The organism is Arthrobacter pascens (assembly GCF_030816475.1).
Taxonomy (GTDB): domain Bacteria; phylum Actinomycetota; class Actinomycetes; order Actinomycetales; family Micrococcaceae; genus Arthrobacter; species Arthrobacter pascens_B.
Window position 1 is genome coordinate 3874324 of record NZ_JAUSXF010000001.1, and the last position, 11677, is coordinate 3886000.

An 11677-nucleotide genomic window follows, 5' to 3' on the forward strand; every position below is an offset into this window, starting at 1 on the left:
AGTGATGCCGGTCACTTCCGGGCCTAGCATCGGATCACAAGTCAGTTTTCCTGATCATTTGTCAACGAGAAGAGGAACACCATGCGCCAGATCCGCGCATTGCGTATTGCCGCCGTCGCCGCCGGCATCGCCCTGATGGCCACCGGCTGCGGTGCCACCGGTGGCAGCTCCACCAGCACCAGCGGTTCCGCCGGCCCGCTGACCGGTCTTCAAATCATGGTCCCCAACACTCCGGGCGGTGGTTACGACACCACTGCCCGCGCCGCGGCGAAAGTTCTCGATGACGAGAAGATCGCCAACAACACCGAGGTCTTCAACCTGGCCGGGGCTGGCGGAACCGTGGGCCTGGCCCGCATCGTCAACGAAAAGGGCAACGGCGACCTCGCCATGCTGATGGGCCTGGGCGTGGTGGGCGCGAGCTATACCAACAAGTCCGAATCCAAGCTGACGGCCACCACGCCGCTAGCCAAGCTCATCGAAGAGCCCGGCGCCATCATGGTCAACAAGGATTCGCCCTACAAGACCATCAATGACCTAGTCACCGCCTGGAAAGCAAGCCCGGGTTCCATCAGCGTCGGCGGCGGATCCTCCCCCGGCGGCCCCGACCACCTGCTGCCCATGCAGCTCGCCGGAGCTGTGGGAATCGACGCCACCAAGGTTAACTACGTCGCCTACGACGGCGGCGGAGACCTCCTCCCGGCCATCCTCGGCAACAAGCTGGGCTTCGCAGCCTCCGGCGCCGGGGAGTACCTCCAGCAGATCCAGTCCGGTCAAATCCGCGTCCTGGCGACCAGCGGCTCAAAGCGGCTCGAGGGCGTAGACGCACCCACCCTGAAGGAGTCCGGCATCGACCTGGAGTTCACCAACTGGCGCGGAATGGTGGCTCCTCCCGGAATCAGCGATGCAGACAAGGCCAAGCTGATTGCCGCCCTCGAAAAGATGCACGGCAGCAATGGCTGGAAGGAAGCGCTGAAGACCCACAGCTGGACGGACGCCTTCGTCACCGGTGACCAGTTCAAGTCCTTCCTCACAGAACAGGACAAGCGTGTTGCCGACGTCCTGACCAAGCTCGGGTTGGCATGAGCTCCATAGCCTCAGGCTTGAAAGGCCGCGCCGAGCTGGGGGTAGCCCTCCTGCTCGGCGTGGTCGGCGTCGTCGTCTTCCTGGACACCAGCCGCCTGGCTATCACCTATTCCCAAACCGACCCGGTAGGGCCCAAGACGCTGCCATACCTGGTGTCCGGCTTGCTGGTTGTCTGCGCAGTTCTGCTGGCAATCAATGTGCTGCGGGGCGGACAGGGCGAAGCCGAAGGCGGGGAGGACGTGGACCTCACGCACCCGGCCGACTGGAAGACCGTCCTGCCCCTGGCGGGGGCCTTCATTGCCAACATCCTGCTGATCGACTGGGCCGGATGGGTGATCTCGGGAACCATCCTCTTCTGGGGCAGCGCGTGGGCCCTGGGGAGCCGGCATTACGTCCGTGACGGGATCATCTCCGTGGCCCTTTCGGTTCTCACCTTTTACGGCTTCTACCTGGGCCTTGGCATTCACTTGCCGGCTGGTGTCCTGAAAGGAATTCTGTAATGGACGTCTGGTCCTCCCTGATGGACGGTTTCGCCACCGCCCTGACTCCCATGAACCTCCTCTACGCCGTGATCGGCGTCCTCCTGGGTACCGCCGTCGGAGTCCTCCCTGGACTGGGCCCGGCCATGACAGTGGCGCTGTTGCTGCCCGTCACCCAGGTCCTGGAACCCACCAGCGCATTTATTATGTTCGCCGGCATCTATTACGGCGGCATGTACGGCGGGTCCACTACGTCCATCCTCCTTAACACCCCCGGCGAATCCTCCTCGGTGATCACCGCCATCGAAGGAAACAAGATGGCCAAGGCCGGCAGGGCCGCCCAGGCTCTGGCGACGGCGGCGATCGGCTCCTTCGTGGCCGGCACCATTGGTACTGCCCTGCTGGCAATGTTCGCGCCGATCGTTGTGCAGTTCGCCGTCAGCCTGGGCTCCCCCAGCTACTTCGCGATTATGGTCCTGGCCCTGCTGGCGGTCACCGCCGTGCTGGGCTCCTCCCGGCTGCGCGGCTTCGCTGCGTTGGGCCTTGGCCTGGCCATTGGCCTGGTGGGCGCGGGGTCCGGACAGGCCCGCCTCACGTTCGGCATTCCATTGCTGACTGACGGCATAGACATTGTGGTGGTGGCCGTGGCGATCTTTGCCTTGGGCGAGGCCCTCTGGGTTGCTGCGCACCTGCGCCGCACACCGCTGCATGCCATCCCGGTGGGACAGCCCTGGATGGGCAAGTCCGACTGGAAACGGTCCTGGAAGCCGTGGCTTCGCGGTACCGCCTTCGGCTTCCCCTTTGGTGCACTGCCGGCCGGTGGCGCCGAGATCCCCACGTTCCTGTCCTACGTGACGGAGAAGCGGCTCAGCAAACACCCCGAGGAGTTCGGGCACGGTGCCATTGAAGGCGTCGCCGGTCCGGAAGCCGCTAATAACGCCTCCGCTGCCGGCACACTAACACCCATGCTGGCTTTGGGCCTGCCCACCAACGCCACTGCCGCCGTGATGCTGGCCGCGTTCACCGGATACGGCATCCAGCCTGGCCCTCAGCTGTTCGCCAGCCAGGGTCCCCTGGTGTGGGCGCTGATCGCCAGCCTCTTCATTGGCAACTTTCTCCTGCTGATCATCAACCTGCCCTTGGCTCCACTATGGGCGAAGCTCCTGCAGCTTCCCCGCCCCTACCTGTATGCCGGCATTCTGTTCTTCGCCACGCTGGGCGCCTATTCGGTAAACCTGCAGGCCTTCGACCTGGTGCTGCTATTGGTTTTCGGCGCCTTGGGTTTCATGATGCGGCGCTTCGGCCTCCCCGTCCTGCCGCTCATCCTCGGCGTGATCCTGGGGCCGCGGCTGGAGGACCAGCTCCGCAAGGCACTGAAGCTGTCCGGTGGCGATCCGTTGGGCCCCAACGGCCTCTTCGGCGAGCCGATCGCCGTCGTTGTCTACATCATTGTGGCCATCATCCTGGTCTGGCCGTTGCTGTTCAAGCTGTACCGCCGCGCCCGCCCGGCCGCCGACTCCATGCCCGCCACCTCCATGCCCGCCACCCGCTCCGGAGCATCGGAGCCGCGGGAGGCCGGGGGCGCCGTTAGCCATGGCAGCCATCGGGCCGATGGAAACCCAGGCGGCGACGGGGGCGACGGCGACGGTTAGGCAACCCCCGCCTGACTTTTCGCGCCACCAGCCAGAAGACCCCTAAGTACCGAGTCACACAACAGACCACAGACCAAAAGGAGAGCAACCATGACCATCGTGGTGGGATACGTCCCTACACCAGAGGGCGAGGCGGCGCTGACCCAGGCCATCGCGGAGGCCCGGAAGAGCAACACCACCCTGCTTGTCATCAACTCGTCCAAGGGGGATTCCCTGGTGGACAACAGGTACGCCCTGGAGCCGGAGATTCAGAGCATCGAGGACCGCCTGGCCATCCAGGGAATCGACCACGTGATCAAGCAGCCCGTCCGTGGGCATGATGCGGCGGCGGAGGTCCTCGATGCCGCAGAGGAGCATAATGCCGATTTGATCGTGATTGGCCTGCGGAGACGAACCCCGGTGGGCAAGCTGATCATGGGCAGCACATCCCAGCGCATCCTGCTTGAAGCCGACTGCCCCGTACTGGCGGTCAAGGCGGGCTAGGCTCGCCGGCTCCCAATCCGGGGCTTGTCCGCAGTTCCCCGCCTTCCCGGCGCGGCTCTGCGGACAAGCCCCGGGTTCTTGCTTTAATGCCCACTCCCGCTTCACAACAACACTGATAGGATAACGTTTTCCCAGTGTGGAGGCAATCTCTGCATCATCCGGAAAAGAAAACTATCTTCAGGTCTTGAATGTCGGGGCCATCACGTGACAGTATCAGCCCCGAGGATAACGTTTTCCTCGCCGCCCGGATTCGGGTGGCGAGGCGGCAGGCCAGTTGCCGGAACGAAACATCCCGCAACAGTCTCCACTCGCACGCAAGACCACAAGGAAGTGAACAGATGAGCCTGACAAACACCAAGCGGAAAGCCCTGTCGATATCGGCCGCGGTCGCAGCAATCGGCCTCCTGGCCGGCTGCGGAAGCGCCTCTGCGCCTGCCGCCCCGGCAGCGGACGCCGGCCCGGTAACTATTGACGTGTGGGGCTGGGACGCCGAGTCGACACAGCACGTTGTTGATGCCTTCAATGCCAGCCATGACAAGATCAAAGTCAATTACGTCCTGCAGGCCAGCAACACTGCCACCCAGACAAACTTCAGGAACGTCATGGAGTCAAAGAAGGACATCCCCTGCTGGATACCGGGAATCGCCCCCATCAGCACGGTTCTTGTCAACGGCTGGGCCCAGGACATCACCAAGTACATAGAGCCGATTAAGGACACCTACAGCAAGGGCGCCCAGGCCGCCGCCCAGGTTGACGGAAAGTACTACGGATTTCCGGCAGGTCCCTCGGCCACCTTCATGATGGCGAACAAGGCCGTCTACGAAAAGTACGGACTCGCTGTTCCGAAAACCTGGGAGGACTTCGTCACGACCGGCAAGGAGCTCAAGACCCACGGCGTCACGGTCATCAACCTGGCCGGCGAAGACCCTTCGACCCTCCTGCAGATGTCCCAGCAGGCCGGCGCGAACTGGTTCGCGATCGATGGCGACAAGTGGAAGGTCAACCTGCAGGACGACGCCACCATGAAGGCAGTGGACATTATCCAGAAGCTGGTGGACAACGACCTGGTAGCCCACCAGACCTACAAGGACAGGCCCGCACTCTACTCCTACTTCGACAGCGGCCAGCTCGCCACCGTGCCCCTGGCCTGGTGGTCCATGACCGGCTACCAGACCAACTTCAAAGCCTCCCTGGGACAATGGCAGGCAGTGGACGTCCCCCAGTTCAAGGACGCCAAGCAGTTTGTAAGCTCCGGCTTTGCCGATCCCGGCTTCGTTCCCGTCGGCTGTGAACATCCCGCCGCCGCCGTTGAATACATCAATTGGACCTCCAGCTCGAAGGATGCCATCGAAGCCGGCAGGAACAAGAAAACGGGCTCCGTGGGCGTTCCCACGAACCTTGCCGATGTGTCGGCCTACACTGCGGACGTCGTCCCGGACAAGATTTTCGGAGCCCAGCCTGCAGCTGAAGTGGGTGCCGTGATCTCGAAAGCCCAGAACGCCGCCGTCGGCAAGTTCGAGCGCGGTCCGAACTACGACGCCTGGTTCCCCGAGCTGCAGGACCAGTGGGGCAAGGCCATGGCCAAGCAGATCACCCTGAAGCAGGCGATGGCCAACGTCCAGGCCTTCATTGCCAAGGACCTTGACTCCAAGGGCATCAAATACGAGGTCAGCAAGTAACCACCCGGTTCTCTTCGGAGATCCGCAACAGAGAGGAGACGCGGATGTCTTCCAGATTAGAAGTCCGTAAAAGCCTGGACGGCAGGGAGCAAGAGCCCTCGAGGCAGGCACGGGCAGGTGCGTCCGCGTCTCCCCGGTTTTCCTGGCGCACCAAGCAGCGGCTCAAGGGGGCGTCGTTCACCTGGCCGTTCGTCATCGGTTTCGCGGTGTTCACGCTCCTGCCGATGGTCATTGGGCTCGGCCAGAGCCTTTTCGCCTCCAAGACCTCCGGACTGGGCTTCGGCGCAGCCACCGTCAGCTTCGCCGGGTTCGAAAACTTCGCCCGGGGGTTCATAGACCCTGTGTTCTGGAGTTCCATGCTCCGGGTGAGCATCTACGCCGTCGTGATTGTCCCCGTCATCCAGCTCATCAGCCTGGCGCTGGCGCTGCTGATTGACGCCGTGAAGCGCAGGGTGGCCAACCGTTTCCGGCTGCTTCTCCTGATTCCGTACATGATCCCCGGAATCGTGGCCATCATGATCTGGCTCTACCTGTACAGCCCGGTGGTGGGGCCCCTCAAGCCCTTCTTCGGCCTGTTCGGAATACACGCCGACTTTTTTTCAAGCGGCATGATTTGGGTCTCGATAGGCAACCTGGCCGTGTGGGGCTCCATTGGCTTCAATATGCTGATCCTCTTTGGCGCCCTGCAGGCAGTGCCACGCGAAATCTTCGACGCGGCCCGGGTCGATGGGGCCTCCGAATTCCGGATTGCCATGTCCATCAAGGTTCCCTACGTCCGCGGCTCACTCGTCCTGACCGGCCTGCTCTCGATCATCGGCACGCTCCAGATCTTCAATGAGCCAACGCTCTTCCGATCCATTTCGCCCGAATCGATCACCAAGGACTTCACTCCCAGCATGGTCATCTACAACCAGGCGTTCCAGGTGGGCAACCTGAACTATGCGGCCGCGTTGTCCATCATCCTGGCGGCAGTGGTAGGGGTTGCCTCGGTGATCATCTACCGCCTGACAAACAAGGTCGAATCATGACACTCACCTCACCGCCTTCAAAGGTCCTGGACCCGAACAATGACACCAGGAAACTGGAGCTCAAGGCCCTCCGCCTGCGCAAACGCCAGCTCAAGACCATGGACAACGATGACCCGTCCGAGATTTCCGGCAAGCGGGGAAGGTCCAGCTGGATCGTGCTCATCGGACTGGTCCTGTTTGCGCTCTACTCAGTAGGACCTGCCTGGTGGCTGATTGTTTCCGCCACCAAGTCCAAGGAGGACCTCTACACAACGGACGCGATGTGGTTCGCGAACTTCAAGCTGTTCGACAACCTGGCGTCGCTCTTCACCTACCAGGACGGGATCTTTGGCACCTGGCTGTGGAACTCGCTGCTGTATGCCTTTGCCAGCTCGATAGGCCATACGGTGGTGTCGATGGCCGCAGGCTACGGCCTGGCAATGTACGCGTTCAGGGGCAAGGGAACCACGATGGGCTTTATCATCGGCTCGTTCCTCATTCCAGGCGCCCTGCTCACCATTCCGTCCTACCTGCTCTTCGTGCAGATAGGAATGTACGACACCATTTGGGCGATGATCATCCCGGCGTTCTTCAGCCCGTTCGCTGTCTACCTGTCCAAGGTTTACGCCGAAGGCGCCGTTCCCAGCGAACTCCTGGAAGCGGCAAGAATCGACGGAGCGGGCGAATACCGGATCTTCTTCCAGATTTCCTCCCGGCTCATGACCACAGCGGGCGCCACGATCTTCCTCCTGCACTTCGTGGGCTCCTGGAACGGCTTCTTCGGCCCCCTGGTCTACCTTCGCGGCGCGGATAAATGGCCGGTCATGCTGGGCCTGTACTCGTGGCTCCAGCGCGGCACGGACTCCACAGTGGACCTCACCGGACTGGTCATCACCGGTTCACTGGTGGCCACGATTCCGATGGTGATCCTGATGATTGCCATGCAGCGGTACTGGCGCTCCGGCGTCGCGATGGGCAGCCTGAAGTAACTTAATTGCCCTGTTGCTGATAATCTAAGGGGCGGTATTGGGGGAGTGAAACAGCAGACATCTTACATTTCCGTGCGGGCGGCAGTAGAATTGGCAGACTCTCCGGCGCGCATTACAGAAAGACCAATACATGACTACCATCCTGGAACGCCCCCTGGCCGCCTCGCCGGCCACGGAACTCCCGTCAATGGATCTGCACTTTTCAAGTGTCGACGAGATGCGGCAGGGACTGGACAAGGCTGTTGCCACACTCATTGAAGCCGCGAAGGATGCCGCCTGCGGCATCCTCGTCACCCGACTGCAGCCCGGGCGATACACCGTAGCACTGGATGACTCAGTGCCTTTTGGTGAAACGTACGAGAACATCGCCGCCTGACAGCCGCCATGTCCCGGCGCCACCGCGGCACCCGCAACACACAAGAAGTCCCCGCCGTCAGGCGTCCTTCCCTGAGGAGGATGCCCAACGACGGGGACTTCTTTGCGTCAGCCTGACAGGAGCTGTTCCGAGTCAGCTCCTGCGTACCTGAACACCGTCGGATTTCAGGAAGAACTGCTTTTCGGACGGACCGGCCGGCACGAGCCACAGCACATTCCCGCTCTCCGACACTTCTTCCACTTCTCCTGCAGCGACAACGTGTGCGTGCTTGACGATTTCCACCCGATCTCCAGCCCTGAGGGTTCCCCAGTCTGAAATGGTGGCCGGATGGGCATTACGCCTTGATAAGACTCCCCCACGTGCTTTCATGTGAACTTCTACCCCTTTGTATACGTCCTGCGCCACAGCCTCTTTGATGTGACACTCACTGCACCTTCAGTTCTACTACACTTCCCGGGTCCGGATTATTCGTGTCGCCACATATTTCACCGCGGGCGGCCGCCAGGGACCCTGGCCGAACATGATTCCCTCTTATGCCAGGATTCCGACGGCGGATTCGGCTGCTGCCCGGACCTCGCCGCTGGCAACCAGTCGGTCAGCCGCTTCCAGTTCCGGCGAGAGGAACCGGTCAGTGCCGGGACCTTCGACGACGGCGCGGAGCGTCCCGATAACAGCTGCACCCGCGGGACCAGGCGTGAGCTGTCCGCCGGAGAGCTGCGTCCGGATTTCGATGGCCCGCGCCGACGTCACGAGTTCGATGGCCAGGACGCGGCGAAGGTTCTCCACGGCCTTGCGCAGCTTGCGCGCAGCGTGCCAGCCCATGGACACGTGGTCCTCCTGCATGGCCGAACTGGGAATGGAGTCCACGGAAGCTGGAACGGCCAGCCGCTTGTTGTCGGAGACCAGGCCAGCCTGGGTGTACTGCGCGATCATCAGCCCCGAATCCACACCGGGATCGGCAGCGAGGAACGCGGGCAGGCCATGGGAACGGGCGGGGTCCAGCATCCTGTCCGTCCTGCGCTCAGCGATGGAGCTCAGGTCAGCCACCGCGATGGCCAGGAAGTCCAGGACATAAGCCACGGGCGCGCCGTGGAAGTTTCCGTTGGAGCTGACCCTGCCGTCCGGCAGGACCACGGGGTTGTCGATGGCGGCGGCAAGTTCACGGGAAGCCACGAGGGCAGCGTGGTCCACGGTGTCACGGACGGCACCGGCCACCTGCGGAGCGCAGCGCAAGGAGTAGGCGTCCTGGACTTTCGAATCACCCACCCGGTGCGATGCCACGATCGGCGAGTTGGACAGGACCCGCAGCATGTTGTCCGCGCTGGCGGCCTGCCCCGGATGAGGACGGAGTGCCGCATGGAGTTCGGGCAGAAAGACCTGGTCCGTACCAAGCAGCGCCTCAACACTCAGCGCCGCGGTGATATCCGCCGTCGTGAGCAGTTGCCGGATGTCCGCGATGGCCATCAGGAGCATGCCCAGCATGCCCTCCGTGCCGTTCACCAGCGCCAGGCCTTCCTTCTCCGCGAGGGTGACCGGCTCGATGCCGTGTGCGGCCAGCAGTTCAGCCACGGGTGACTCACCCCGCCCGCCGTAGGTCACGCCGTCGGGCCCTTCCGCTTCGCCCTCTCCCATCAGCACCAGGGCGCAATGGGACAGGGGTGCGAGGTCACCGGAGCAGCCCAGCGACCCGAACTCACGAACGATGGGGGTGATGCCGGCGTTCAGCACGTCCACCATGGTCTGCAGGACCACCGGGCGGACCCCGGTGCGGCCGGAAGCCAGCGTCTTGGCGCGGAGGAACATGATGCCGCGCACCACCTCGCGCTCTACGGCCGGGCCCATGCCTGCCGCATGGCTGCGGATCAGGGACTTCTGCAGCTGGGTGCGCAGCTCGTTGGGGATATGGCGGTTGGCCAGCGCGCCGAAGCCCGTCGAGATGCCGTAGGCCGGGACGTCACTGGAGGCGAGGTCATCGATGTGCGCCCGGACCTTGGCGACCGTTTCCAGTGCTTCCTGGGAGATGGCCACCTTGGCGTTGTGACGGGCGACGGCGACGACGTCCTCGGGCGTGACGCCGCTGGAGCCGAGGGTAACGGTGAGCGGTTCGTGGGTTGTAAGTGTCACTTGGGTTTCCTAGTTCTTTGCTTCTTGCATCGGGATGCGGACGCCGCGTTCCTTCGCGACTTCAAGCGCGCGGTCGTAACCGGCGTCGGCATGTCGGATGACACCCATGCCGGGGTCGTTGGTGAGGAGGCGCTCGAGCTTCTGCGCCGCAAGATCGGTGCCGTCTGCGACTGAGACCTGGCCGGCGTGGATGGACCGGCCGATGCCGACGCCGCCGCCATGGTGGAGGGAGACCCAGGTGGCACCCGAGGCGGTGTTGAGCAGGGCGTTGAGCATAGGCCAGTCCGCGATAGCGTCGGAACCGTCGGCCATTGCCTCCGTCTCCCGGTACGGGGACGCCACGGAGCCGGAGTCCAGGTGGTCGCGGCCGATCACGATGGGCGCCTTGACCTTACCTTCCTTGACGAGCTGGTTGAACAGCAGCCCGGCTTTCGCGCGTTCGCCATAGCCGAGCCAGCAGATCCGTGCCGGCAGGCCCTCGAACTCGACGCGCTCAGCGGCGGCGTCGATCCATCGGTGCAGGTGCTTGTTCTCCGGGAAGAGTTCCTTGATGGCCTTGTCCGTCACGGCGATGTCCTCAGGGTCACCGGAGAGGGCGACCCAGCGGAAGGGGCCTAGCCCTTCGCAGAACAAGGGCCGGATGTAGGCCGGAACGAAGCCGGGGAACTCGAACGCCCGGTTGTAGCCGCCCTTGCGGGCCTCGTCGCGGATGGAGTTGCCGTAATCGAACACTTCTGCGCCGGCGTCCTGGAATTCCACCATGGCCTGGACATGCTTCGCCATGGACGTCTGGGCCTTTTTGGTGAAGCCTTCGGGATCGGCCTCGGCCTCGCGGTGCCAGTCCTCGACAGAAATCCCTTCCGGCAGGTAGCTCAAGGGATCGTGGGCGGAGGTCTGGTCCGTGACGATGTCCACGGTGAGCTCGCCGGCGTTGTGGCGGCGCAGGATCTCCGGGAAGACCTCGGCCGCGTTACCGACGTAACCTACTGACCAGCCGCGGCGCTCTTCCTTGGCCTTGAGGACCTTCGCGATGGCGGCGTCGAGATCCGTTTCAACCTCATCCAGGTACCGCTTACCGGCACGGCGGCGCAGGCGGGTCTCGTCGACGTCGACAATCAGGCAGGCGCCGTCGTTCAGGGTCACGGCGAGCGGCTGGGCGCCGCCCATTCCGCCGCAGCCGCCGGTAAGGGTCAGGGTACCCGCGAGCGTGCCGTTCTCATCCCCGGTGAGCTTGCGGGCGATCGCGGCGAAGGTCTCGAAGGTGCCCTGCAGGATGCCCTGGGTGCCGATGTAGATCCACGATCCCGCGGTCATCTGGCCGTACATCATCAGGCCCTCGGCCTCCAGTCGACGGAATTCGGGCCAGTTGGCCCAGTCGCCCACCAGATTGGAGTTGGCCAGCAGGACCCGGGGCGCCCACTCGTTGGTGCGGAACACGCCCACCGGCTTGCCGGACTGGACCAGGAGGGTCTCATCCGACTCCATGGTCTCGAGGGTGCGGGTGATGGCGTCGAAGGCGGCCCAGGACCGGACCGCCCGGCCTGTGCCGCCGTAGACCACCAGGTCATCCGGGCGTTCGGCGACCTCGGGATCCAGGTTGTTCATCAGCATGCGCAGCGGAGCTTCCGTCTGCCAGGACTTGGCGGTGAGCTCGATGCCGCGGGCTGCTTTGACCGGGCGGGCACCGGTGGTGAAATCGGCGGGTGCCATGGTGGCTCCTTTTCGTCTCAGGGAAAAATCGGATTGAAGTTCTGTATCTACTAAAGCCCCTGCGCAACCGCCCAGACAGGGCTTTCAAGAGGCCC

11 protein-coding genes are annotated in these 11677 nt (G+C 63.5%); 8 read left to right on the top strand and 3 right to left on the bottom strand.

The window, feature by feature from the left end; genetic code table 11:
- Positions 1 to 81: 81 nt before the first annotated feature.
- The 8 genes from QFZ40_RS17725 (at position 82) to QFZ40_RS17760 (ending at position 7748) form a co-directional block, all read left to right on the top strand.
- Positions 82 to 1083: a Bug family tripartite tricarboxylate transporter substrate binding protein gene (locus QFZ40_RS17725; RefSeq protein WP_306905965.1), complete on the top strand. Its 1002-nt coding sequence runs from the start codon at positions 82 to 84 to the stop codon at positions 1081 to 1083.
- Positions 1080 to 1583 (top strand): tripartite tricarboxylate transporter TctB family protein, encoded by a 504-nt coding sequence (locus QFZ40_RS17730; RefSeq protein ID WP_306905966.1) that lies wholly within the window; start codon positions 1080 to 1082, stop codon positions 1581 to 1583. The genes QFZ40_RS17725 and QFZ40_RS17730 overlap by 4 nt, the downstream gene beginning before the upstream one ends.
- Complete coding sequence (locus tag QFZ40_RS17735) at positions 1583 to 3214, top strand: tripartite tricarboxylate transporter permease (protein WP_306905967.1); 1632 nt, start codon at positions 1583 to 1585, stop codon at positions 3212 to 3214. Before QFZ40_RS17730 ends, QFZ40_RS17735 begins: the two co-directional genes overlap by 1 nt.
- A 90-nt stretch (positions 3215 to 3304) precedes the next feature.
- Entirely contained in the window at positions 3305 to 3697 is a 393-nt protein-coding gene (locus QFZ40_RS17740; RefSeq protein WP_306905968.1) for a universal stress protein, read from the top strand.
- A 338-nt stretch (positions 3698 to 4035) separates the two neighbouring features.
- Positions 4036 to 5376, top strand: coding sequence for an ABC transporter substrate-binding protein (locus QFZ40_RS17745; RefSeq protein WP_306905970.1), 1341 nt, complete (start codon positions 4036 to 4038; stop codon positions 5374 to 5376).
- A 44-nt stretch (positions 5377 to 5420) separates the two neighbouring features.
- Positions 5421 to 6404 (top strand): carbohydrate ABC transporter permease, encoded by a 984-nt coding sequence (locus tag QFZ40_RS17750; RefSeq protein ID WP_306905972.1) that lies wholly within the window; start codon positions 5421 to 5423, stop codon positions 6402 to 6404.
- The gene (locus QFZ40_RS17755) at positions 6401 to 7372 is read left to right on the top strand and encodes a carbohydrate ABC transporter permease (protein ID WP_306905973.1); all 972 of its coding nucleotides are present in this window, start codon (positions 6401 to 6403) and stop codon (positions 7370 to 7372) included. The genes QFZ40_RS17750 and QFZ40_RS17755 overlap by 4 nt, the downstream gene beginning before the upstream one ends.
- Before the next feature lie 187 nt (positions 7373 to 7559).
- The gene (locus QFZ40_RS17760; protein WP_373427484.1) at positions 7560 to 7748 is read left to right on the top strand and encodes a hypothetical protein; all 189 of its coding nucleotides are present in this window, start codon (positions 7560 to 7562) and stop codon (positions 7746 to 7748) included.
- Between the two features lie 132 nt (positions 7749 to 7880).
- Here the strand turns inward: QFZ40_RS17760 and QFZ40_RS17765 are convergent, their stop codons facing one another.
- From QFZ40_RS17765 to hutU, 3 genes are all read right to left on the bottom strand, one after another.
- The gene (locus tag QFZ40_RS17765; protein WP_306905976.1) at positions 7881 to 8117 is read right to left on the bottom strand and encodes a hypothetical protein; all 237 of its coding nucleotides are present in this window, start codon (positions 8115 to 8117) and stop codon (positions 7881 to 7883) included.
- Between the two features lie 162 nt (positions 8118 to 8279).
- On the bottom strand, positions 8280 to 9872 hold the full coding sequence (gene hutH / locus QFZ40_RS17770) for a histidine ammonia-lyase (protein WP_306905978.1): 1593 nt from the start codon (positions 9870 to 9872) through the stop codon (positions 8280 to 8282).
- Positions 9873 to 9881: 9 nt separating this feature from the next.
- On the bottom strand, positions 9882 to 11582 hold the full coding sequence (gene hutU, locus QFZ40_RS17775; RefSeq protein WP_306905980.1) for a urocanate hydratase: 1701 nt from the start codon (positions 11580 to 11582) through the stop codon (positions 9882 to 9884).
- Positions 11583 to 11677 lie beyond the last annotated feature (95 nt).